Origin of the sequence: Peribacillus sp. YIM B13477 (assembly GCF_042787955.1) — a bacterium.
Taxonomy (GTDB): domain Bacteria; phylum Bacillota; class Bacilli; order Bacillales; family DSM-1321; genus Peribacillus; species Peribacillus frigoritolerans.
Window position 1 is genome coordinate 777,461 of the sequence record NZ_JBHZPD010000002.1, and the last position, 23,845, is coordinate 801,305.

Below are 23,845 nucleotides of genomic sequence, written 5' to 3' on the forward strand. Positions count from 1 at the left end.
TGTTTAGTAAATTAAGAGGTGAATATAGTTGAATTTAAACAGGAAATTTTACAACCTTATCATTGCAAATTTAAATGTAAACGCATTCACCCCCAAGCAGGAGGTGTAAAATATGGAAATTAGTAAAGAGGTTACATTTATACAATGATAAATAGAACTAACCATTAAGAGAGAAAAAAACCTTTCTTTTCTATTTAGCTCTCTTCCTAAATGGGTATAGCACTCCATCAACCCAATTGAATCATTTCGTATACTTCCTGATTCGTTTTAACATTACCAAGAAATACACCCATAAGTTCATTATAATATTATTCTTTATCACTAAATAACGCTTGAAACTCATTATCATCTGCGAAATCATAAAAAAACAAGTCCATTGAACTGTCTTTTCTTACCCAAGCAATTGCTTCTATATATGGAGTGAACTCATATTTCCATTTATCTACATGAAGGTGATTACCAGTATAGTTTTCATCATTAAAATAATCATGATTATTCATTGACTTACCCCCGAAAACTCACTATTAGCAGAATTATACCATAGGACTTATTGTTCTAATTTGCTCCGATAGTTTTAATAAAATCGAGTAGGAGGAGGAGCCTAGCTATTTGTGCCTTTATCTGCTCCGCCCTTTTGAAGTTCCCCGTGTATTCACCACTTCTTCCTTCAAATAAGTTCCGTTAGGAATTGTTTGCTTCTTCGCAGATAACGAACGCCTAGTATTCATCCTCTTTAATCTGTTCGGTCCTTCCTTATCTTCTCGAGTAGACAAGTCCTATGACCTCTGCTGACTTCTGATGATTCAGCTGTCCATCACTGGACAGGTTACCAAGTGTACTTGGCTGTCATCAGACCTCCCCGGGTAAGAGAGGAATCTTTCCCTCCATCTATCTGCTTCATTTACTCTGTACAACCTTCGGCAGTAAGGACTTTGTTTTGTTTCGCAAACTCTTCCAATGATACCTAGCCTTATATGAAGTTCGTGTTCCTCAGACCGGAGGTTTGCCGCTTGCTTCCTTCAGATTCCACGTCACCGAGGACACCCTTGCATTAAGCTAACCACTACTACTGCCTTCATGGTTCGACTTTCACCCTATAGATTGCACCCATGCCGGGCGCACGAAAAAGCTGCCTTAAAGACAGCTCTTTGTTCAGCCATATGTCTCGTGCCATACATTTTTAAATGCTAATTATCAATAAAGTTTAGGTTATTGTCTAGACACCATTTGATCGCAATTTGTTTATATCGTTCGTCACGATAAGAATACCATTGGTCCTCCATTTCAAAGTCAATAATTTTGTCCTTAAACCTTATAAAGGCACCCTTCCCCTTAATTGAACTTAATAATTTATCTTGCTTTCTTTCATCACTAACAGTAAAGCAAAAGTCTTCTATAATCTCATATTCATTTACTTCATATTTTGTTGGGAGTTCCTTGTAATTCTCAAAGTTTTCAAATACATCACGAGCAACTTTTCTATCTTCTTGTTCCCACTCAGGTAAATGCCCAAATTCTTCTTCATCTTCAACTGCTCTCAAGTCATCCAAAGTTACTGAAATGATTTCACCAGTTTTTACATTTAAAAATGTCCGAGACTCATCAAACTGCATTTCCAATTCTTCAATAATGGCCTGAATCTTTACTGGATTTCTCAATTATTGATCACCCTTCAATTTTTTATTAATGCATCCGTTAGCTTAACAAACGATTTAATTATCTGAATTATTTTTCCCAAGCGAAAACCTAGTAGCTAATAAGGAAACCATCTAAACCAACTCCAATAATCATATAATAATCAAAAATATCTTAGTGCCATACCGGCTGCAATAGAAGCAGTAGATAAGCATAACAATGAAACAGTATTTATATCATAATACTCGCCATCCCTTTATAGATATTACCAAAAAATCAAATGAATTATTGAACTAACCTGCCCCTTTAGTTCCATAAAGAAAAAGCTGCCTTAAAGACAGCTCCGATCTTCAGCTAACGCACCCGTTAGTTCTATAGCTACTTACAGTATTTGATATTGCTTCTTAATATACTGGGTCCCAATTTTTCAGTCTTTGAATTAGAAAGACGCACCTGCACTTCTACATTTTCCATTTTTGCTGTAATTTCATCAAATTTCCCAGCCCAAGTTGGAACTATCTTTTTCTGGAGAAGGATAAAGCCTGAAACGCCAACTAATTTCGTCTGGTATAAAAGCAAAACCTTCATAGCTATCATAATTCCCATAAGAAGATGGTTCTGGCAGGTGTACCCCCAGAATACTTACATTAGTTCGTACAAAACTTTGCGGGCGTAACTGCACTTTATAAACCAATGCTGTTCCCTTTGCATTTGTAAGCTTTTTATCAATTGGTTCCAATACCATACTACAAGGCATAGTTGTTGCACTTGTTTGTAAAGGAGAAATAACAAAAGTTGAGATAATAAATATACCCAAAACAAATCGTTTCATATAACACCTCTTTTACCCTCATTATGTTCTAAATATAGATAGTCCTTTTACAACCAACTGCCCCTTTAGTTCTACAAGCTAATGAAAATGATTAAGCTTTTGTTTCCATGTAGTTTATTCGTACTGCGACATAGCAAAATAACAGCAACTGATGTTTCTGTTTCTTTTTTGATTTGGAGAATTATAAATAGGGATAGTACAATCACTATCCCTAACAATACATATGATTTCGATTAACGAGTTCTTCCGCCTAATTGTTGTTCAGCCATTTGCACTAAACGTTTTGTAATTTCTCCACCAACAGATCCGTTTGCACGAGATGTTGTATCAGCGCCAAGTGTAACACCGAATTCACTAGCGATTTCGTATTTCATTTGTTCTAGAGCTTGCTCTGCACCATTAACTACTAATTGATTATTGTTGTTATTTCTAGCCATGTTGTCAGCTCCTATGAATGTAATGTGTTGCTAGTCATAGGTTTTGATATTGTTAAGAGTTATATACATAGATTCCAAAATAAATTAAGGCAATGATTAAGTGAAATTAAAACTCATCGTGGCCCTAGAAGGGAGAGCATAGGAAAACATTGAAGCCACCGGTTCGCAAGGAAGGGTTTCAGAAAGAAAGGCAAATAATCTGAGGGAGAGACTTTCTCCTCCTTATAGATAAAGAATTGCTACACCATATTTTTTCAATCTAAAGTCACCTCAAAAATATTATTCTCCCTAAAGCTAATTGTTTCCTTCCCTATCCTGCCCCGAAAGTGCCATAAGAAAAAGGCTGCCTCAGCAACCTTCCTTAGTAAAGCACCCATTAGTTCGATTCATTTATTTCTAGTATTTTCTGGGGTGATCTTCTTGATATTTCTTTTCCTTTGCTATGATAAAGTAAACCCCAAGAATAAAAGTAATTATTAAAATGACACAAATTTCCCAATACATCAAAGGATATTGATATAGTACTGTTGTTGTTGTAACTACTGAATTCATATCTGTTGTTGTTATTTTATTCTTAACAGGATCATAAAGCATGTCCACAATTAAGAATGTTAGTAAAGATGAAAGGGTAAGAAATATTCCTATCGCACGTTTCATCTTTTTCACCTCCTAAAACCGTTAACGTAAAAACGAAATCCTTGTTGAACTCCCTATACATACAATAAGAAAAGGAGTTGCCAAAGCAACTCCTGGTAAAGCATCTGTTAACTCACTATTTATTTATACAATATATCATCTTTTAGTGAAGCAACTTTAGTTAAAGCTGTATCTATGTCAGCTTCATTCACTCCAAAGTGAGCAAGTGCATCGTTAAGATGCTTTACAATGGCATTAAAATGGGCAGGTTGTAGATTCAATCCTTGGTGCGCCTTTGCCATGGATTGTCCAGAATATTGTTTTGGGCCGCCTAATGCAAAACTAATAAATTTTGTCTGATGACTTCGTTGCTTTTCCATATCCGTTTTTTCAAAAAAATGATTAACTGTCTCATCTTTAAGGACCAATTCGGAGTAAAAATAGTCCACAACTTTTGCTATCGCTTCTTCTCCGCCGACTTTTTCATAAAGTGTTTGTTCCATATCCACACTCCTAATTTGTAATTAATAGAAGTATTCTTTGTAGAAAATTTGATTTTATTCCTTATCTTTCAATAATATCTCCTTCTGCTCTAGTACCCTTGCAACTAACCTGTCCCCTTAAGGCGTGTAATTACTGGAATTGGATTAGAAGATCGAATTTGGACTCTGCTTGCTGCTAGGTATGAAAGAAAGCCAGATTACTCGAATGGTTTTCGTTGAAAATCTGCTCATGAATCGATAAAGGTTTACATGTTCTTTAATATCATTATGCTAATTATTCCAAACTCCTGTCATTTGTACAATACATCACTCAAGAATATGGCTCAATTAAAGTAACTATAGAGAAGGAATGCGATAGTGACACCCTGCCCCCCTTTTAGGGAATGTACAATTTGAACGTTGAATCCAGGCACTCGCTTTCCGCGGGCGGTCCACCATCCGTTCCAAGCAACTTTTTTACTTTTAGATAGAGCCCTTTTGTCTAAAAACTGAGCGAAGCGTTCCTTTTGGGTGATGACCTCTCCTATTTTTCGGGTTTGCACTCAAACAGAAGGATACCCAAAAAAACTGAATACATTAATTTTAAGATAAAAAATTTACCAGCTTGGCCAAAAAATAAGTATAAGAATGTAATAGATTGGATAAACTAATAAAAAAGGAGTGGGAGATTATGGAGACTAAACTTAAAGAAGGAACGAAAGATATGTGGAGCGAAATTAATGAATGTATAACTCGGAAAATCAATGAAAAACATGATTTATCTTTTCAAAAGAAAAGCAATGATAATTATATGAATCTATATATTCAAACAGCCGTCTTACACACGTTATTTGAACTATCAGATGAGTTCAGGAAAATCGAAAGAAAATATAACGGATAGTGGTGCTTCCGGAAAGGACATGCACTAAATTCACCTTAGCGGTGGATTAGGATTATACTCTTTAAGGGAGCCCATTAATCCTAATCCATTTTTTCTTTCCAGCTTTATTATTTACATCATTACCGCTGCCGGCAATTTGACCAGCATTATTACTGTACCATTTGTTTCCCTTCCCTATAAATCCCTCTTTCTATTCCAACTAGAATCCATGAACCAAATAGAAACCCGACCAGTTTTTAAGGTTGGGGTTTTTCCTGTGTTTTAAGTTTTAGTATAATGCGAATGATCTTAATGGTACGCTAGGTTAAATACTATAATTTGTTGTTTTATTAATCTAAAATCTTGTATATTTAAATGAGTATGTTTTATAACTTGCTGAAGTTTGAAACGAATGATCAGTAGCAGCTCCGAATAGCTTTTTAATTAGCTAAAATCATTGAAAATAAATATTTTTTGAAAGTGAGCTGAAAGCTGATGTTGTGGTCACCACTATTCGAAAATGATGTACCTGCAGTTATTCTTCCTTAACGGCAGAAAACTTGCATCTCCGTTAGGGACTGGAATGTTTAGTTAAAACGGAGGGTACAAAAATGAAAAACACTATATTAGGTTCTTTATATTTATCACTCGCTGCCAGCATTTGGGGCGGGATGTATGTTGTGGTAAAAGTTGTGGTAGACGTTGTTCCGCCACTTGAATTAGTATTTTTACGATATGTAATTGCGATTTTAGCATTGCTGACAATTGGTTTTATAACAAAACAATCTTGGCGGATCGACAAACGGGACTGGCTTTTGGTTTTCATTATAGGACTTGTTGGAAACACCATTTCCATCGTAACCCAGGAAGTTGGCACGCTACTTTCTTCTGCGCAAATGGGAGCCATCATTACTTCAACAACACCTGCGTTCATGGTGATATTTGCACGGATCATTTTAAAAGAAAAGATCACTTTTAAAAAATCAATTTCTGTTATTTTAGCGACAATCGGTGTCGGTATCATTGTCGGAAATGCCCATATTGGCTCATCTCACCAACTTGGGGGCGTATCACTGCTTATTGCTGCGTTAACTTGGGCCCTTATGTCTGTTCTAATCAAACGTGTACCTGGGCAATATTCACAAATTGTTTTAACGACCTATGCCGTGCTTGTGGCAATTGTCCTTTTAACCCCTTTTACGATTAGTCGATTGGATGAGCTTGACTTTCAAGCCATCATGCATCCATCCATATGGGGCGGCCTTCTATACTTGGGCGTTATTTCAACAGCATGTGCCTTTTTACTGTGGAATCGCGGACTGCAAATGCTTACCGCTTCAAGTGGCGGACTATTTTTCTTTTTACAGCCTATAGTCGGTACTTTTTTAGGTTGGTTAATACTAGGTGAACAAATCGGCTTGTCCTTTTGGATCGGTACAATCTTAATTTTCATCGGTGTGCTATTAGTCATTCGGGAAGAATGACCGTAATAAAAACGTTGAATGGTGTTTTATATTAAAAAGTACCCTATAGAGACTTTTAAAAAAGTCTGCCTATAGGGTACTTTTTGTAATAAAAAAGCGGATTGGAAAAAGTTGTGCTACTATAGCAGGCCCGGCAGTATTCTCCTCTGTGGAGCCTTGAGAAGGAATTCATACATTTTTCCATCATTTTATTAACCTATTGAACGAAAACAACCAAAGTCTCTGGGTACAAGTGCAATAAAAAGTCAAGAAATGATTATTAGTTTTCTTAAGAACAGACGCTCATTTCCCCATATACATTTGTAATTTTCAGCTCCGGTTTTTAGAGATCGGAATCACTACACAGGCAGCTACAACAAGTACCTAAAATTCTACCTCTTATAGTTAAAGAACAGTACTACTTACCAGTGCAATTAGGTGTTCATATTTTTTTTATGTTGCCGATGCCTCTATAGCAATCATAAGCTCCCGGATACTTTTCATATGTTCAAGGTTTTGAATGGTTTCTGATAACCTCTGCGCAGGTTCTTTTCCTAGAAATGGCGTGGTCAGCCTGAAAAACTTGTCTTTTTTTTCTTCAGCCTTTAAGGGGTAATTATAATCTCCACGAGCTTGCATAATTTCTGATTGATAATTGCATCCATCCTGCATTAATATTTTAACCATACCTAATGCTTTTTCAGGGAATGCTTCGTTAAGTTGTTGATCGATTACCACTGAAATCTTGTCCATAATGCTCAAAATTTTTGGATCATCCAGATGGTCTAGTATTTGTTTTGGACCCACTTCACCGTAAGAAATAAATGCTGCAACAGGAAAAAACAGATTGTACTGTGCTTCCTCTGTAGTTTCTGGATAACCTTTCGATAATGCTGCCGATTCTGTAAATGTATGAATTACTATTTTATTAATATTTGTGGATATTAGTATATTTTTAGTTTGTATTTCCCTAATTGCCTCAATAGCTGGCTGTGCCCACCGGCAGCATGCATACGGCTTATAATACAGTTCATTTACACGATAGTTTTTTCCTAAATCGTGTGTAAGCCCTTCTGCTTCTTTTTGTGTAAATAATGATGGAATACCTGTATAGCCAGCTTTTGCTAAATGAGCTGCACTAACCCCGGCCATACATCCCCAATTAATTCCATCTTTTAACATAGACGGGTGTTCGATGCAGCGCATCATTGGAGAATAAGCACCAAAGTATTCTGCATTGCCCAGTGCGTTCCCAATCGTATTCCCTTTTAGTCCTAAAATGTACGAAACACCAGCTGCAGCACCAACTGCTCCCCAAGAGCCTGTGCAATGATAATCTGGCCGGCTCAGGTGTGCTGCAATTCCAGCACGGATACCCACTTCATAGCCTATAAGGAGTGCCGTCAAAAACTCTTCTCCGCTTATATTATTTTCTTCTGCAACGGCGAGTACCGCGGGAAAAACAACCGCGCCGGGATGCCCTTTTGTGAGGCGATGGCCATCATCTAAATCTAGGGCATTTGCCATTGTCGCATTGACAAAAGCTGCCCCGGCAGTCGTTAATCTTTCACGGTACAGTATGAGCGAACTGTTTCCCGTCCCCCACTGCGATACAGCAAATTCTTTTGAAATCTCTGCTGCATTCGTATTTCGACCTGCAATAGTACAAGCGATAATGTCTGCTAGAGCTTCTTTGAGTGAAGTAAATGTGCCTCCGTCCAAACATTTTATCGACTCAGATTCTATGTAGGTGATAAGTGAGTTATTTGCTTTCATCTCAATCTAGCATTCCCTGTTCAACCAGCCATGTTTTAGCAACTTCATTAATATCTTCATGTTTAATATCAACACGATAATTTAAATCCTTCATTGTATCTGCATCTAAATGTTCTGACAGTTCATTAAGAAGATCTCCTAATTCTGGATACTCCTCTAATACTTCTTGACGAATGACAGGTGCTCCATTATATGCTGGAAAAAACTTACTATCATCTTCCAACACAAGAAGTTTAAACCCTTTAATGCGACCATCTGTAGCAAAACCAACTGCTACATCAACCTGGCCTTCTTTTAAAGAATTATATAGAAGTCCTGTATCCATTTTGACGACATTTTTAGCTGGTAAAGAGAAATTATATTTTTTCTCTAAACCTTTCATTCCATCTTTTCGTGCATAGAACTCAGAGTTTGATCCAAATTTTAATTTACTAGAATTTTTCTTTATAAAATCTGCAAGATCGGATATTGATTTGATTCCTAATTCTTTTGCATAATCTTCCCGCATTAAAATAGCATATGTGTTATTAAACTCGGATTTATTTAACCATTCAAGTCCATTCTTTCTGTCCAGTTCTTTTACTTTTTCATATGCCTTATCTGGATCAGTTTCAACAGGTTCCTTTAAATAGACCATTAATGCCGTACCCGTATATTCCCAGTACAAATCGAGCTGGCCATTTTCAAGCGCGGACCGGGCCACTGTGCTCCCCATACTACTTGCTTCATCGACTTTATATCCTTTTTCTTTTAAATAAATAGAAGTAATTTGCGTTAAAATGTGCTGTTCAGTAAAATCTTTTCCGCCTACCGTTATTTTCCCTTTACTTGCATTTGAACCGGCATTGGACTCCGAAGAACTGCATGCTGTAAGCATACAGGCAAGAAGCGCGACACAAAATAATAGGCTAAACTTTTTCATTTTACATCCCCCTTTATTGTCTTATATAAAATCAGCTTTTCTTTGTAATCCTTTCGGAGTAGTGACTTCTTCAACTTTCCCTAATAGAAAATCAATTGCAACGGCCAAAAAGATTACAGGAATGGCACCTGCGAGCATAATGCCTGGATCGTAAAGTGAAATTCCGGTAAATATAAGGTCACCTAACCCACCTCCTCCAATTAAGAAGGCAAGTGCAGCTGATCCAACATTAATAACTGTTGCGGTACGAATGCCAGCAAGAATCGCATATGACGCATTCGGGAGTTCAAGCTTGAAAAGAATGAGCTTTTGCGTCATCCCCATTCCTTTTCCAGCATCAATAATTGATGGAGGAACCGATTGAATTCCAGCGATTGTATTACGTAAAATTGGGAGAAGTGAGCTGAACCACAACGCAAATACCGCTGTTTGCCACCCTAAACCTAAATAACTCATTACAAGTGCTAAAATTGCTATACTCGGGACCGTTTGCCCGATATTCGCAAAATTCACTACTATAAATTCAAATTTTCTAAACTGAGGTCTCGTAATAAAAACCCCCAGCGGCACAGCCACAAGAATGGCTGCCACCGATGAAAGCGCCACCAATTTCATGTGCTGTCCGGCTAAGTATAGAAGTTCACCAGAGTTTTCTTTTATATATTGAAACGCACCTGATTGGAAAGTATAAACGAGTAGGGCAACAATAATTAACACTAACAACGCGCGAATCATTATTTCTATCTTGTTAATTTCCTTCATCAAAACCCCTCCTTATTGAACTTTTGACTTTAACTTCGAAGGGTGTACACCTGTCAAAACTTCAAAGTCACCAATACCTAGTACTCCGCTTGGCTGTCCTTTATGATCCATAATCACGGCTTCCCCTTTTGGGGATGATAATAATAGAGAAAGTGCTGTTCGAAGATCTGTATCAATATTAACGACATATTCGCTAGATTCAATTTTCATATTCATTTTACGATTCACCTTTTTCGCTTTATTTAATAGATCCCTAACCGTTAATAGCTGTAACCGTTTAATTTCACGATCATTCCCAATGAAATTCTTCACGAAATCATTTTGGGGATTAGACAAAATCTCATCCGGTTTTCCATATTGCATGATTTGGCCATCGTTAAATATAGCGATTTTATCCCCAAGGCACAAAGCCTCATCGATATCGTGACTAATAAACAAGATTGTTTTCTTTACATCTTTTTGAATTCGTAAAAATTCATTTTGTAACTTATCACGAATAACCGGATCAAGTGCTCCAAATGGTTCATCCATCAACATGACGGGCGGGTCTGCCGCCAGCGCTCTTGCCACTCCAATACGCTGTTGCTGTCCTCCGGATAGTTCCCAGGGATAACGCTTTCGGTATTCCTCATGGTTCAATCCCATCATTTCCATTAATTCTTTGTAACGTTTTTTCATTTCCCCTTCGTTCCAATTCAACATCTTTGGAACCACATTAATGTTTTCTTCAATCGTCATATTCGGAAACAAACCATTTTGTTGAATCACATAGCCGATTGAGCGTCTTAATTCGATTGGGTCCAATGAGTAAATATCTTTGCCTCCGACTTCAATAGTCCCATCTGTAATCGATACCAGACGATTAACCATTCGTAAAAGTGTTGTTTTCCCACAACCTGAGGGGCCAAGGAATACACAAATCTCGCCTTTTTCTATTGTCATATTTACATTATCCACTGCTTTCACCGATTTGCCAGAGCTTTTATATACCTTCGAAACATTTTTAAATGTAATCATAAGACATCCCCTTCCCTATCCTATATGAACTTTTTTGGGCGAAACCCGTTTTTGTACCTGACCTAGTAAATAGTCAGCCGCGATCGCTAATATTGAAACAGCAACGGCTCCAGCTTGAACCATCTCTGTGTAACTTGTGGATATCCCTCTTGCGATATATACACCAAGTCCACCCGCACCGATATAGGCTGCAATGGCCCCAATTCCAATCGTTAACACAACGGCCATTCTAATTCCTGCCATAATGACTGGAAGGGCAATTGGGATTTCAACTTTTAGAAGACGCTGCCATGTTGTCATTCCCATTCCTATAGCCGCGTCACGCATATTGGGATCCACATTTTTAACAGCGATGAATGTATTACGGATTATTGGAAGCTGCGAGTATAAGACCAAGGCGATAAACGCTGGTAAAAAACCAATTCCCTGATTAATAATAGATAAAATCGGAATCATGATACCGAACAGTGCAATACTTGGTATCGTCATAATAATACCTGTGACTGTCAGTACAAGGTTAGACAACTTATCGTGCTGTGAAATATAAACTCCAAATGGAACACCGAGTAAGATGGCTACCCCAACCGCTAATCCAACTAATTGGATGTGTTCCCATGTCATTGCTAAAAGGTCCCCCCAGTTCGAACCGATAAAGTCTAATAGTTCCACTTCGTTCTCCCTCCTTTAATTTTAATGACGAGCTGCTGACTTATAGTTATACAAGTATTAGGCCACATTAAAAGCCTTATTTCAGGCACTTTTTAATTAAGTTGTAAAAAAATGTTATTTTCAACATGTGTCAATCTTTATATATATAGAAATACTACGGTCTAGTGTCACTTCCATAAGCGTTTGCCTACTTAATTAAACAAGCATCCGCTAATATTTCTACAATGTGTTTAGCATCCACATCACCTCTAGTTCCGCTTCTCTCTACACCTAGTTTCATTTGGATCAGGCACCCCGGATTAGTTGTAACGATTGTTTTAGCTTTGGTTTCTCCAGCTTTACGCATTTTTTCATCTAATATTTTCATCGATTCATCAAAATTGATTAAATTATAAATACCGCCAGAAGCACAGCAACGGTCACTACCCTCCATCTCCAAATAACTTGCACCTGGTATAGACCTAAGAAGTTGCCTAGGTTCTTGAAATACTCCCTGGACATTTCTCAAATGGCAAGAATCTTGATACGTTATAATACCATTCCATTCTTTTTTAAATGGGAGAGGGCCAAACTTCACCAGAATTTCGGTAATATCTTTTGATTTCACTACAAATGCTTCACTGCGCTTTTTCCATTCTGATTCTTGGCCCAAAAGGTGATTATACTCACTAAGCATCGCTCCGCAGCCTCCTGCGTTATTGACATAATAATCAGCACCGGACGCTTCAAATGCTTCTATATTTGCTTTTGCAAGTTTTACTGCCTCTTCTTTAAAGCCTTGATGGGAATGAAGTGCACCGCAACAATTTTGATTTTTCGGAATAATCACTTCACAGCCAATTACCCGGAGCAGTTCAATTGTAAGTCTATTAATCTTATACATGATAGCGTCCATGATGCACCCCGGGAAGAAGGCAATTACTGCTTTAGTCTCACCTTTTGCAGGAAATTTTTGACCGTATTTATAACGTTTATAGGGGGCTTCTAGCTCCGGCAAGACCTTTTCAAACTGTGCCATGGACTCCGACACTTTATTAATCATTTTTGTTTTTTGCACCACTTTATTTAAATTCGTTTTTTGATACAGCCAGGTTAGGTTGCCTAATGTACGAAGACGCTTTCGGTGCGGAAATAAATTTGTCAACGTAAACTTGACCGCTTTTGTTTGAATCTTCGGTTTACTATTTTGCTTTTTATGATGTTCGTGCTTTTGATTTTCAGTAATGACTTCTTTGGCTGCCTCATAAATTTGTCCATATGGTACATTAACCGGACACGCTACTTCACAAGCTCTGCAACCGAGACAAAGGTCAATTGGTTCAGCTAGATCTTTTTGAAGATCGATTTTTCCCTCTGCCGCCATTTTGACCAGGTTAATTCGTCCGCGAGGTGATTGCGATTCCTTCCCCATAGATTCATAGGTTGGACAAGCAGGGAGACAGTATCCGCACTGCACACATTGATTGGTTGCCTCATATGAAAGATCATGCAATTTTTGGGTAAACTTATCTGTAAGCGCTAGTTCCTTTTCAAGAGGAGCTTCATTCATGTTAGTTCCACCTTTAACTTTCCAGGCTGTGGAAATATTTTTCCTGGGTTTAATATAAAATTTGGATCCCATGCATCTTTAATTTTTTTCATCATGAGCAGACCATCAGGTCCAAGCTCCAATTCCATATATGGAGATTTTAATAGCCCAATCCCATGTTCCCCTGAAAGCGTCCCGCCAAGTTCTATAGCAGCTTCAAAAATTTCACTGACTGCATCCTCGACACGTTTCATTTCTTCTATATTTCTCTTGTCGGTAATAATATTGGGATGGAGATTACCGTCCCCCGCGTGACCAAAAACTACTAAGTTCAGCTGATATTTCTTACGAATTTGATAAAGCTTTTCAATCATCGCGGGAATTTGACTTCTTGGTACTGTCGCATCTTCAGAAATTTTCGTTGGTCCCATTTGTGTAATAGCTGGAGAGACCATTTTACGCGCTTTCCATATCTCATCACGTTCAGCATCTGTTTTTGCCACTTTGACATTTGTTGCGCCTTGTAAGAGACAAATATCTTCACACTTTTTTATTTCTGCATCGATTGCCGCCGGATGACCGTCTACTTCAATGATGACAATCGCTTCCGCCTCAATTGGCAAACCTGCTGGTGAGTAATTTTCAACCGCACGAATACATGCATTATCCATTAATTCCATCGCACATGGTAAAATACCATTTGATAATATTTTTGTTATGGCGTGCCCCGAATCAGCAATTCGTACAAATGAAGCTAAAAGAGTTTTTCTTGCAATCGGTTTTGGAATAAGACGTAAGATGGTTTCTGTTACAATTCCCAGTGTGCCTTCCGATCCAACTATGAGTCTTGTTAAATCGTAGCCTGTCACATTTTTAACCGTTCGCCCCCCCGTCCGAATAATTTCCCCGGTTGGCGTAACAACTTCCAAACCAATCACATACTCCTTCGTAGTACCATATTTTAAGCCTTTTGGACCACTTGAATTTTCCAGCAAGTTTCCTCCAATTGTTGAGACATGGGAGCTGCTTGGATCGGGAGGATAAAATAAGCCCACCTCTTCTGCCTTTTGTTGTATGTCACCTGTAATTACACTTGGTGAGGCGATTGCCAGTAAATTTTCACGGTCAATAACAAGTTTTTTCTCAAATTGTGACATATCTAGAATCATGCCCCCTTCAACAGCAAGGGAACCTCCGCTTAAAGAGGTAGCTGCCCCTCTTGGGTAAACAGGAATTTTAAATTCGTTCGCTAGCTTGACTAAGTCTGCCACTTCTTCTTTATTTTTTGGTTGAACAACGATTTCCGGCAAGTATTCACCGAATGAAGCATCAAAACTGTAAGAATATAGCTCTGCTAAATCCGTCAGTACCCTATCTTTTGGAACGATGGTATATATAAGTCTAATCAGTTGCTCTTCCATCACACGCCACCACCTTCACTATTCAATATCTAAAAGCTGCTTTGGATTATGAACAATCATCCTTTCAATCTCGGTTTCCGTTATACCTTCTTCAATCAATTCACCGACAAAACGACTTAATGCTTCTATTGGCGGAATATTGTGTTCTTGGCCATAATCAGTTACAAGCACACAGGACATTGGCCCGATTTCACGTATAGACTTAGCCATTTGAGCTACCGTTAAGTCTTGAAAGTCCTCACCACAGGCTAAATAGCATTTCTCGATGATAGCGCCTTTTTTGGCAAACTCTTTTTGCATTTCAATTGAGACAGGGGCAATGCCTAGATCTGCATGCTGAATTAGAATTTTATCGATATGACGTTCTTTGGCTGCATCAATTAAAACAGCCACTTCTTCTTCCGATAAATGACCTGTTGCAAGGGTTATATCTGCCTCACTAATAAGTTCCAGAATTTCAATGACTTCAGGTTTTAACTGTTTATTCTCATTTAAAATGGTTAAACCGTCTTCAATGGGAAGGCTCCGTTCACTATTGAAAAAACGGGTTTTCTTCTTGGCAAAATTACAACAATGCTGATTTGCTGAAATAGTAGGCATCCAAATTATTTTGGCACCCTGCCTAATTGCAGCATCAACAGCTTTGGGTGATAAGCCACCTGTAAATTCATTTAACACAAGTCCACCGTAAACATGAAGATCAGGCTCTTTTAAGCGTATTAATGTAGTGCGGTCTACAGTTGATGCCTCATGTGCCTTTAACACGGCCCCCGCCATTTTAGCCTTTTTTAGGTCTTCTATAAATTCCCAATCAGTTTGCTTTCTTGGGAAAATACTGGGATACGTATGGCAATGCAACTCAATAGCACCTTCTAATAAAGGATGAAAACCCATCATGCCACTCCTTTTTTGAATTTATTCCTTTAATAGAAATGAATGCAAGAACTATGCCACGCAATAATATAGGTTTTTTAAAAAAATCTTCTTTTTTTTGTAAAAAAATTTTTCTCTTTGAAAAAATCCTTTTACAAAAAAGTGAAAATTACAAATATTGAACAAAAAAAAGAAGAATTAATAAAACTCTTCTTTTTTTTGCTTAATTTCTTCAGATGACTTATTCATTTGTTCATGATATTTATTTATCTTGTAAAATAGCCGCTGCCTTGAAATACCTAGTTCTCTAGCTGCTGCTGCAATTTGGCCATTGTTCTCCTCAACTGCAGACAAAATAAATTGTCGCTCAATGTCTTCCATTTGTTCAGGAAGCGTTCTCTTCTTATTAAAAGAAACGATGGTCGGTAACTCTGAACTCAGTTCAATAGATCCCTTAATTTCGCAAGGGAAATCTTGTAACGACAAATCTTCCTCCTTACACAAAACAACTGCTCGCTCTACAGCATTTTGAAGCTCCCGAACATTACCTGGCCATTCATAAGCTGTCAAAATATTCATAAGCTGAGGTGATACACGATAATTTTTCTTCATTTTTTTACGGTGCCTCTCCAAAAATTCCCCAACCAAAAGGGTAATATCTTCTTTTCTTTCTCGAAGTGAAGGAATATGTATATCTATAATATTCAAGCGGTAATACAAATCTTCGCGGAAAGTTCCTTCTTGTACCATTTGTTTCAAATTACGATTTGTTGCAGAAATAATTCGAACGTCCACTTGTTTTAATTGATTGCTTCCCAGACGCATAAATGATTTCTCCTGAACGATTTGAAGAAGCTTAGCTTGAAGCGTAAGTGGCACCTCACCAATTTCATCCAAAAAAATAGTACCGTTTTGGGCAGCTTCAAATTTTCCCGCTCGACTGGCTGCAGCTCCGGTAAAAGCACCTTTTTCATAACCGAAAAGCTCACTTTCCAATAAATTTTCAGGGATAGCTGCACAGTTTACAGAAATAAAATGACTTTGGTTTCGATCACTTAAGCTATGGATCATTTTGGCGATCATGCTTTTTCCTGTTCCGCTTTCTCCATGAAGAAGAACCGTTGCATCTGTGGCTGAGACACGTCCAATTAATTCATAAATCTGTTTCATTTGTTTGCTTATACTAATAAAGCCCTCTAACGATTCAAGCTTGTTTAACTGATTTTTCAATTGGATGTTCTCTTGTTTAACTTCAAGTAGTGTATATGCCCTATTAATCACAAGCTCTATTTCTTCTAGTTTTGCTGGTTTTACTAAATAATCAAATGCTCCTGCCCTTATTGCGGATACAGCACTTTCTATATCGCCATAAGCTGTCATAATGACGAACACTTTTTGAGGATAAAGTGCAATGAACTCCTCTAAGAGTTCCAAACCATTTGCATCAGGAAGGTTCAAATCCAGAAAAATAAGATTGGGATCGTCCTCTTTCATTCTTCTTCGTGCTTCTTGTCCATTTGCTGCTAGAATTACGTCATATCCCTTCTTTCGAAATGACAGTGATAGAACGCGTAAAAGTCTAATTTCATCATCCACAAACAGAATGCTCTTCATATTGAATTCTCCTCATATTTTAGTATCTCAATATGTATTGTGGTACCTTGAGAGTCTACGCTTTCCGCCCAGATTTCCCCACCGTGTTGAGCTATTATTTCGTGGGCAATAGATAACCCTAGACCAGTCCCCTCAGGTTTCGTGGAATAAAATGGATTGAAAACCCAATTTAGTTTATCTTCTTTAATGCCTTCTCCCGTATCCGAAATTGAAAGTTTCCAATATGCCCCTTTCTCATTAAGCGAAATATGAATATTGCCCTCATCTTTTATCGCTTGTATACTGTTCAAAAAAATATTCAAAAGCAATTGAGTCAATTTATGCCGGTCCCCTAAAACTGGGGCTTTACTAAAATTGTATTCGGTTGTGACCATTATGTTTGCATCATTAAATTTTCTTCTTAATAAATTTAGCAATTCATTTGTAATAACAACCAAATCCGTTAGAACATGCTTGTTATATTCATCATCTTTGGTAAGCTTCAGAAAATCCGTTAATAGTCTGTTCATGCGATCAGATGCTGTTAAAATATCTCCTGTCAATTCATCAATAACTTCATTTTCTTCAAATTCATCTTCAATTTGAAGTCGAATCGTTTCAGCTGCAACCTGAATAATACTTAAAGGATTTTTTATTTCATGGGCTATCCCAGCAGTCAACTCACCCAGTGATGCCAGCCGTTCACTTTGTTTTAAGTATTCTTCAAGCTTTTTAACATCACTTACATCACGAATGACAAGAATGGAGCCGATGTACTCACCTTGTTCCCCTTTAAGTAGAGAGGCATAAATACGAACATCATGGAACCCCTTTTCTTTATCAATAATATAGCTTTCGACTTCTTCAAAAGACTTCCCTGCATTAAACGTTTTAAACAGAACAAACTCTTGTATATCATGTTTTATCGGCAAATTAAAAATAAGCTGATTTAATACTTCTTCGCGTCTATATAGCATTAAATCTTCAGCGCCTTTATTAAAGGTCATGATTCTACCATCTTTGTCTGTAGTAATAACACAATATGGAATGGACTCTAGGATATAAAACATACTTCTTTCCTTTTCCCTCAATTCCGTAGCCATTTCTGATAAAACAATCGATAGATCCTCTATTTCATCATTTGTTTTCATTTTAACAAATGCATTTCGCTTACCTTCTTTATATTCTTGCACATGCCTAATAAGCGTCGTGACAGGGCGAATCACCCTTGATGCACTGAACATAGCAAGTCCTATTGCTATAATAAAAACGATAGAAAAACCTTGGAATAGTAAAAATTTCACCAATCTAGCTGGAATTAGTGCTTGTTTAATCGGTTCTCCCACAATCAGACTAATATCTCCCAAAAGAATGGGGCGATAGGCAATGACCATTTCTTTGCTGAAAATCTCTCCATTCCATATATCAAAATCTTCTTTTTGAAGATGAATTCCAACTTCATGACTCTGAATGGATTTGCCAATATAACTTTGTTCGGTATGTGCGATAATTGTTCCATTGCGGTCAATCATCGCATTCACTCCTTCTTTTCCTATTGCAAACCTTTGAAGGTGATCTGATAAAACGTGTAGATTCAAATAAGCGACTACACTCCCCTTAAATTCTCCCTGTTCATTAATGAATGGATAGGCAATTGCAATGGTCTTCCGCCCGTCCGGAAGTTCAATCATATTTGAAATATAGCTTGTCTGACTCCAGGAAAGTCTTTTTATAATAGAACCATTTTCTACAAAATAAGAAAAGGGAACATCCGGAAGACGGAGGGCCAACTGATCTTCTTTATATACTTCAATAAACAGGTACAGTGGATCGTGTGACAGGATTGTTTCCATTTCTACTCGATAAGCATTCTCTGCATCATTATCAAAATTTTTAACAATGGGTGATATCTGGCGCATATCAGAAACTGAATTTTCGAATATATTTTCAATTTGGTTCCCTAGGGTTTTTGCTATAAGTTCATCTCGATGCTCCATTTGAGACCGAACAGATCCATTTATTACATTTACAGCAATCATATAAAGCGAGGCCAGTACAAATAGAATGACAACTAAAACAATAGTTACATAACGTTTCATTAGCTTTGATTGAAATACTTTCATTTACAAAACCTCGATATGGGAGAAATGAAACAATACTTTACACATGTAATCAAAGTACTTTATATGTTTGTTTCATATTTACTCCCACTTTTAATGAGTTACAATTATCAAATTCGAATTTGAAGCGTTTACATTTTTATTTTTTTTACCAACGGCCTGTAAAAGATAGTCCTTCTTGATAGTAAAAGCTTATGTTGATCAAACCACCGATCTTGTTCCATTTTAGAATTAACCACTATCAATACTTCTTCATTTTGAGAAGAGGCAACTACAGGCATATCACTTCCATAGATTGGATCAGGCGTATAAAGAGCACTCCCACCTTTAAAACCCATATCAGTACCAATAAAATTTGCAATGAGTGTTTTCGTTTGCGAAAATCTTGCAGTGGCATCCCAAGTCGTCATTGAATTAAACGGAAACTTATTCTCCATGATTTTCTCAGGAAGTGCCAATATTTCTCCAAATTCACCATGCCAGCATGAGGGGATAATAATAACATCAGCACGCTTTACGGCAATAATGCCGGCTACCTCAGGAAATGTAGCATCAGAACCGACTATTAGGCCCACACGACCAATATCTGTTACATTTGCAACAACAATTTCCCAACCTCCAGAGGCCCAGCGTTCGTCCGATTCTGACAAATGAATTTTACGGGCTTTAGTTACTATATCATCCTCTGGCGTCAGTAGAACAACTGTATTATAAAGGTGATTCTCTTCTCTCTCTATCATACCAAATATAATATTAATTTGATATTCAGCTGAGAGCCTTCTCATATCTCTTACAGTTACCCCATGTATGGGTTCACTGAGTTTCCGGATTTCCTCAGGACTAAGTGAATTAACAGGACCTGTTAAAGAAAGCTCTGGGCAAATAACTAGTGATAATTCGCTCTTTTGTTCTTTTGCTTTTACGGCAGCATCCGCTAAGAGCCTTTTTATTTTCTTTAGATTTTCTTTTTTATCTCCTATAACCGGTTCATACTGCAATAAAGCAGTAGAAATCTTTTTTTCATAATTCTCCGTACTAATTTGCTCTAATGTGTTTAGCGATTTTTTATACTCCCATGGTCCGACATGCAACATTAGATCAGAGTAAAGGTCTGGCTTTCGTTTTTCCATTCTTTTCTTTGCAGGATTCTCAAATAATGCAGGGTCAATATCGGCATATAAAATGACGGTCTCATCTCTTGCTTGACTTTCTTCCACGTATGGAGTTTCAGCAAGTTTCCTACCTAAAGGCGACCAAACGGCACTTGCACCGACCATATGATAATTGGTTTCTGTATTTGAACGATTCGCACCTATGACATACAGACCGTTCATTTCAGCCCATGCCTGCAGCATCGAAAGCGATCCACCTGTTGAATTCGTCGGAAAGCAAAGAATATCAGCTCCCTTCACTGCAACGATCCTGGCTGATTCAAAATAGCTTGAATCCATACAAATAATTATTGCAATCCTCCCAATAGACGTTTCGTAAACTGGTATACCTAAGTCCCCCCAATGAGCCCAGTTATCTTCTGTTGCCCATTGATGAACTTTCCTGTATTTTCCGATATATCCCGTAGGACCCACAAGCGCAGCGGAATTATAGCAAAGTCCGTCCTCTACATCCACTTCCGCCATTCCTATGACAATATGTGTATCGTATAATTTTGCGACTTCTTCAAAACGTTTGGTCGTTTTACCAGGGATGGTATCTGTAAATGGCAGGATAGACTGACGATTCTCATAATGATAGCCTGTTGTAGCCATTTCCGGAGTGACAATTAATTTTGCTCCATTTTTTGCTGCCTCTGTTACCGCTTCCAGCAAATTATCCATATTGTTGTCCAATTGATTTAATTGTGGATTAAATTCAATAACGGCTGTTTTGAAAGGATGCTTAATTCCCATAAAGTTGCTCCTTTTGATAAATTATATGAAAAGACAGATGACAAATAATTTGCCACCTGCCAAGCTATTATCTAATTCACCTTTGCAATTGGGTGACTTTACTATCTTCTTCCTTTTTCGTTAGAATTCCATTAAAGAATGCTTTTAGCTGCTCATTCAAATCTTGGAAAACTTCATGCTCATGATACATGAAATCATTATGCTTACCATTTATTATATAAAGTTCCTTGGGTTCATTTGCTGCTTCGTACAGCCCATTTGCCTCATCCAGTGGATGTAATAAGTTATCTTTCCCATGAGCAATGAAAAGTGGCACAGTTACATTTTTCACTTCTTCTTCTGCGTTCATGCTTATTATTGAATCTGTAAACTGCAACACTGTTTGCTTACCAAATGGGGATAGAATGGCCAATTCCTTTTCAACATAATCCGCTGTTTCCGGATCAAGTGGATAATGAATAAACGTATTGGCAAGTTGCGACTTCCCAGTTAATACTCGTTGTTCTCGATCTTTTTTAACTGTCTTTAAGATTTCATTCCATTCAACATAGGAATGAATGGAGCGTAACCATCTTTGGCCATTATAAAAACCATTCAGTGCTGCCACTGCCTTGACCCGGTTGTCTCTTGCAGTCACACGGACAACATTCGAACCACCCATACCCCAACCTATCAATCCTATTCTATCTGAATCTACTTCTTCTTGGAGGGAGAGAAATGTTATCGCATTTTGAATATCTTCTACCTGCTCATCCAAAATAACTCGACCTTCTTCCCCTTCACTTTTCGCAAAGCTCCGATAATCGAATCCTAAGCAGACATAACCTGCCGCTGTTAAATTTCGTGCAAATAACTTTGGATAAAATTCATTAAATCCTTGATATCCAGAGTTCGGAATGATCACTGGTCTTTTTTCTCCCTTTTTATAATCGTCTGGAAGATATACCGTGCCGTCTAATTTGTAACCTTCACTATAAAATTCAATGTGACGCTCTATCATTTCCATTACCTCCAATACTGTTTTAAAAGCTTTCATGTTTAGATATTGCAAGCAGCGTGCCAGTTTTGAACTTGGACATTGGAATCAGGAATTGTAGTAAATAAAAGGGAAATCTAAAAATAGTCATAGTAAAAATCTATTAAAATCGAAAATGCGTTAAATTTTTTTTACATGGAAAATTAATTTTATGACAATTAGAGTAAAGGGAGTATATACATTCTATAGTTGAAGAGGACAATGAAATTGAAAAATCAAAAGTACTGTTACTTTTTGGTTTGTTCAATTGGTGAGATCCATTTGCCTCAGAACTGACTTTTTTTAGGTACTCATTCTAGAAGAGTCTGATTCCTATATTTTGGATGTATTTTATTCTCCCGTTTTCCCTGAAATCTTTGCCGTACTTTACTTCACCTGCAACCGATGCTAAATAGTGTGGGCTTACAACCAATTATCGATTGGGTCATAAATCTACTCCTTTTAATTATTTGATTTTTCAAAAAAAAGATGGTTGTATTATAACTTGTATGTTTTTCTTACGTAATCCAAATTTCATTCCCCAAAACAAAAAGTTGTTTTTCATCACTTTTATAAGCCTATTTTATTTAAAAATACCAATTATTCGTTCATTACGTAATAATCATTATAATTTTATGTACATTTCGAAAGAATTTTTGTTATCATTAATTCATAATCTTGGAAATGAATGCTGAATTTTATAACAAAGGAGGGGTCGTTTTTGAAAAATCCATATACGGAATTGACGATTGGAATGATGAGAACGGGGATATTAGGATTCGGCGGCGGGCCGTCTGTCATCCCGCTCATCCGCCACGAAGCAGTTTCCCGTTATCACTGGCTTGACGATGATGAATTCGGGGACACATTGGCGATTGCCAATACACTCCCTGGACCGATTGCCACGAAGATGGCAGCATATCTTGGTTATAAATTAAAAGGCTGGCCGGGAGCCATCGTAAGTGTGGCGGCTCACGTATTACCTTCATGCATTGCAATGGTTTTCTTGATTGCGTTCATTAATGTTCTAAGTAATTCGGCAATGATCAGTAATATGATCGCTGCTGTCATGCCGGTTGTCGCTGTCATGCTTGGTCAAATGGCTTATGAGTTTGGCGAAAAGGCGGTAAAAGGGTTAGGAAAGGTGCTCGGAATCACCTTTTTTGCGATTTCCTTTTTGCTTCTGCAGGTCATTTCCCTGCATCCGGGTATCGTCATTATGATGTTTCTTTTATATGGGGCGTTTCATTATAAATTAAAGGATAGATTGAAAAATAAAAAGACTGATAGGAAGGAGGAATCCGCTTAATGGGTATTATTATCCCAATAGGAGTTGCTGTTTTTCTAGCGTTTTTCATTGCCAATATTCTTGGTTACGGCGGAGGTCCAGCTTCGATTCCGCTTATGTATGATCAAATCGTCACCCGTTATGGCTGGCTTGATAATACCGAGTTCTCACAAATGCTCGCGTTAGGAAATTCACTCCCTGGACCCATCGCCACGAAAATAGCCGCATATGTCGGATATGATGTATATGGCTGGCCAGGATTTCTAGCTGCATTGGCAGGCACGATCATCCCCTCAGCTGTGGCTTTGATATATCTATTAAAGATCCTGCGAAAATACAAGCAATCGCCTATCGTAAAAGGCATGTCACTACTTGTACAGCCAGTGATCGCGATCATGATGTTATTGCTCACCTGGAATATGGCCGCGGACGCGGTCGGGTCCATCGGCTACATCCATTCAATCTTCATCGCTGGATTGGCCTTCTTGGCTTTAGGTAAATTCAAGATCCACCCTGCATTCGTAATCATTCTTGCCTTTGCGTATGGCGGCTTTATCATCCCGCTCACATAAATAAAAAATCCGCCTGT

Annotated in this window: 21 protein-coding genes and 1 pseudogene; 4 read left to right on the top strand and 18 right to left on the bottom strand. The window is 37.7% G+C overall.

Features of this window, described 5'->3' with window-relative positions; genetic code table 11:
• Nucleotides 1-308 precede the first annotated feature (308 nt).
• From ACFX4H_RS10465 to ACFX4H_RS10490, 6 genes and pseudogenes are all read right to left on the bottom strand, one after another.
• Nucleotides 309-500: a hypothetical protein gene (locus ACFX4H_RS10465; protein WP_034315000.1), complete on the bottom strand. Its 192-nt coding sequence runs from the start codon at nt 498-500 to the stop codon at nt 309-311.
• 687 nt (nt 501-1,187) lie between these two features.
• Nucleotides 1,188-1,658, bottom strand: a complete 471-nt coding sequence (locus tag ACFX4H_RS10470) for a UPF0158 family protein (protein ID WP_377435127.1) — start codon at nt 1,656-1,658, stop codon at nt 1,188-1,190.
• 355 nt (nt 1,659-2,013) lie between these two features.
• Nucleotides 2,014-2,467 (bottom strand): annotated as a pseudogene (locus ACFX4H_RS10475) (YoqH family protein).
• Nucleotides 2,468-2,700: 233 nt separating this feature from the next.
• A complete protein-coding gene (locus ACFX4H_RS10480) occupies nt 2,701-2,904 on the bottom strand; it encodes an alpha/beta-type small acid-soluble spore protein (protein ID WP_034315006.1) in 204 nt (67 codons plus the stop codon).
• 396 nt (nt 2,905-3,300) lie between these two features.
• Complete coding sequence (locus ACFX4H_RS10485; protein ID WP_034315008.1) at nt 3,301-3,561, bottom strand: hypothetical protein; 261 nt, start codon at nt 3,559-3,561, stop codon at nt 3,301-3,303.
• Nucleotides 3,562-3,680: 119 nt separating this feature from the next.
• Complete coding sequence (locus tag ACFX4H_RS10490) at nt 3,681-4,043, bottom strand: group I truncated hemoglobin (protein ID WP_034315009.1); 363 nt, start codon at nt 4,041-4,043, stop codon at nt 3,681-3,683.
• Between the two features lie 670 nt (nt 4,044-4,713).
• On the opposite strand from ACFX4H_RS10490, the gene ACFX4H_RS10495 reads away from it, so the two are divergent.
• Together ACFX4H_RS10495 and ACFX4H_RS10500 are read left to right on the top strand one after the other, a co-directional pair.
• Complete coding sequence (locus ACFX4H_RS10495) at nt 4,714-4,923, top strand: hypothetical protein (protein ID WP_377435129.1); 210 nt, start codon at nt 4,714-4,716, stop codon at nt 4,921-4,923.
• Nucleotides 4,924-5,513: 590 nt separating this feature from the next.
• Nucleotides 5,514-6,386 carry a DMT family transporter gene (locus ACFX4H_RS10500; RefSeq protein WP_063591952.1) on the top strand — a complete coding sequence of 291 codons (873 nt, stop codon included), beginning with the start codon at nt 5,514-5,516 and terminating at the stop codon, nt 6,384-6,386.
• 432 nt (nt 6,387-6,818) lie between these two features.
• Here ACFX4H_RS10500 and ACFX4H_RS10505 read toward each other — a convergent pair whose 3' ends face one another.
• From ACFX4H_RS10505 to ACFX4H_RS10560, 12 genes are all read right to left on the bottom strand, one after another.
• Nucleotides 6,819-8,141: an MmgE/PrpD family protein gene (locus ACFX4H_RS10505; RefSeq protein WP_377435130.1), complete on the bottom strand. Its 1,323-nt coding sequence runs from the start codon at nt 8,139-8,141 to the stop codon at nt 6,819-6,821.
• A 1-nt stretch (nt 8,142) separates the two neighbouring features.
• On the bottom strand, nt 8,143-9,063 hold the full coding sequence (locus ACFX4H_RS10510; protein ID WP_377435131.1) for a glycine betaine ABC transporter substrate-binding protein: 921 nt from the start codon (nt 9,061-9,063) through the stop codon (nt 8,143-8,145).
• Nucleotides 9,064-9,084: 21 nt separating this feature from the next.
• Nucleotides 9,085-9,825 carry an ABC transporter permease gene (locus ACFX4H_RS10515; protein WP_377435133.1) on the bottom strand — a complete coding sequence of 247 codons (741 nt, stop codon included), beginning with the start codon at nt 9,823-9,825 and terminating at the stop codon, nt 9,085-9,087.
• A gap of 12 nt (nt 9,826-9,837) precedes the next feature.
• Nucleotides 9,838-10,842 (bottom strand): ABC transporter ATP-binding protein, encoded by a 1,005-nt coding sequence (locus tag ACFX4H_RS10520; protein ID WP_377435134.1) that lies wholly within the window; start codon nt 10,840-10,842, stop codon nt 9,838-9,840.
• A gap of 15 nt (nt 10,843-10,857) precedes the next feature.
• A complete protein-coding gene (locus ACFX4H_RS10525) occupies nt 10,858-11,511 on the bottom strand; it encodes an ABC transporter permease (RefSeq protein WP_459564513.1) in 654 nt (217 codons plus the stop codon).
• A gap of 187 nt (nt 11,512-11,698) precedes the next feature.
• The gene (locus ACFX4H_RS10530) at nt 11,699-13,060 is read right to left on the bottom strand and encodes a (Fe-S)-binding protein (RefSeq protein WP_377435136.1); all 1,362 of its coding nucleotides are present in this window, start codon (nt 13,058-13,060) and stop codon (nt 11,699-11,701) included.
• Complete coding sequence (locus tag ACFX4H_RS10535) at nt 13,057-14,460, bottom strand: FAD-binding oxidoreductase (RefSeq protein WP_377435138.1); 1,404 nt, start codon at nt 14,458-14,460, stop codon at nt 13,057-13,059. The genes ACFX4H_RS10530 and ACFX4H_RS10535 overlap by 4 nt, the downstream gene beginning before the upstream one ends.
• Before the next feature lie 18 nt (nt 14,461-14,478).
• Nucleotides 14,479-15,357 carry a DUF6282 family protein gene (locus ACFX4H_RS10540; protein ID WP_377435140.1) on the bottom strand — a complete coding sequence of 293 codons (879 nt, stop codon included), beginning with the start codon at nt 15,355-15,357 and terminating at the stop codon, nt 14,479-14,481.
• Nucleotides 15,358-15,531: 174 nt separating this feature from the next.
• Nucleotides 15,532-16,947 carry a sigma-54-dependent transcriptional regulator gene (locus tag ACFX4H_RS10545; protein WP_377435141.1) on the bottom strand — a complete coding sequence of 472 codons (1,416 nt, stop codon included), beginning with the start codon at nt 16,945-16,947 and terminating at the stop codon, nt 15,532-15,534.
• Nucleotides 16,944-19,049, bottom strand: a complete 2,106-nt coding sequence (locus ACFX4H_RS10550; RefSeq protein ID WP_377435143.1) for an ATP-binding protein — start codon at nt 19,047-19,049, stop codon at nt 16,944-16,946. The genes ACFX4H_RS10545 and ACFX4H_RS10550 overlap by 4 nt, the downstream gene beginning before the upstream one ends.
• Before the next feature lie 128 nt (nt 19,050-19,177).
• Complete coding sequence (locus tag ACFX4H_RS10555; RefSeq protein WP_377435145.1) at nt 19,178-20,953, bottom strand: nitrilase-related carbon-nitrogen hydrolase; 1,776 nt, start codon at nt 20,951-20,953, stop codon at nt 19,178-19,180.
• A 76-nt stretch (nt 20,954-21,029) separates the two neighbouring features.
• The gene (locus ACFX4H_RS10560) at nt 21,030-22,016 is read right to left on the bottom strand and encodes an alpha/beta hydrolase (RefSeq protein ID WP_377435302.1); all 987 of its coding nucleotides are present in this window, start codon (nt 22,014-22,016) and stop codon (nt 21,030-21,032) included.
• A gap of 673 nt (nt 22,017-22,689) precedes the next feature.
• Between ACFX4H_RS10560 and chrB the strand changes: the two genes are divergently transcribed.
• Both chrB and chrA read left to right on the top strand, forming a co-directional pair.
• Nucleotides 22,690-23,277: a chromate efflux transporter ChrB gene (gene chrB / locus ACFX4H_RS10565; RefSeq protein WP_034315014.1), complete on the top strand. Its 588-nt coding sequence runs from the start codon at nt 22,690-22,692 to the stop codon at nt 23,275-23,277.
• Complete coding sequence (gene chrA, locus ACFX4H_RS10570; RefSeq protein ID WP_034315016.1) at nt 23,277-23,828, top strand: chromate efflux transporter ChrA; 552 nt, start codon at nt 23,277-23,279, stop codon at nt 23,826-23,828. The genes chrB and chrA overlap by 1 nt, the downstream gene beginning before the upstream one ends.
• The last annotated feature ends 17 nt before the right edge of the window (nt 23,829-23,845 follow it).